The sequence below is a fragment of the Komagataeibacter saccharivorans genome, from assembly GCF_003207825.1.
GTDB lineage: Bacteria > Pseudomonadota > Alphaproteobacteria > Acetobacterales > Acetobacteraceae > Komagataeibacter > Komagataeibacter saccharivorans.
In genome coordinates, this window is the sequence record NZ_NKTY01000090.1 from 1 (window position 1) to 983 (window position 983).

The 983-nt window shown below is 58.8% G+C and carries 1 tRNA gene and 1 pseudogene; both read left to right on the plus strand.

Annotated elements, in window-relative coordinates:
- Nucleotides 1-52 precede the first annotated feature (52 nt).
- Nucleotides 53-129 (plus strand) — tRNA-Met (locus tag CFR79_RS15475).
- Between the two features lie 248 nt (nt 130-377).
- Nucleotides 378-983: pseudogene (locus CFR79_RS15480) on the plus strand (hypothetical protein); the annotation flags it as partial.

Below are 983 nucleotides of genomic sequence, written 5' to 3' on the forward strand. Positions count from 1 at the left end.
TAAGGCACGGGAAAGTCGGTCGCCGCCAGGTCTTCCAGTCTCCCCAAACAACCGCGGGGTGGAGCAGCCCGGTAGCTCGTCAGGCTCATAACCTGAAGGTCATAGGTTCAAATCCTATCCCCGCAACCAGATATAAACGTCTGAAAAGACAAGAGAAAAGCCATCCAGAAGGGTGGCTTTTTTTGTGCCTGAATCACTCCGTAGGAAACACATAGGAAACAGACGGAAAGGTAATGCGGCGCGTTTTTGTCGAATGTCACAAATGCGTGAAGGCGGGAAGGGGCATCCTGTCGCCTGTTTCAGGGTATGATCCTGCCTTGTCGAGTCAGGACAGTCTCTCCCTCTGCTGTCCATAACCGGAGTAGCAGGAAAGCCTCATGGCCGCAGACGAACTCACGGGACTGATCAGATATCTCGGTCAGGATGACTGGCAGGACCGTTTCGCGGAAGTGCTCGGCGATCACATCGGTCCGGCGCTGGAAGCAGGCGACATCACGTTCGAGGATCTGGCGGAGATGATCGGCCCCGACGTCGCCATGACGCTGTGGGGCTGTGCCTTCGAGGATTTTCTCGGGCAGGACCGGGACGATGGTCGGAACATCGTTGACGTCTATCTGAAACGCCGGGGCTGGAAGGAAGGGCCGCGCAACAGCGCCTATATGCGTGCGCTCAGGGCTTCTGTCATGAGCCTGTATGAAGTCTCGGACATCAGACCCGGCCAGAGCTTCATGGCGCGTGACCTGCTGCGGGGTGGCGAGCCCGTTCTCGTGCATGAAGGCACCGCCACCCGGACGCTCAGACAGTGGGACCGGATTGCAGCGCGCCTTGTGCCGTCAGATGGAAAGACCGTTCTGGCAGGCGGACTGCTCGCCTGTTCACGGGGCGCCTGTGAGGATCTGGCCGCAAACCTTTACAGGGCGCTGCGGAAAAGACGCGGCAAGGCGGAATTCCCGAAAGTCGATACGGAGACCCTGCGGGAACTT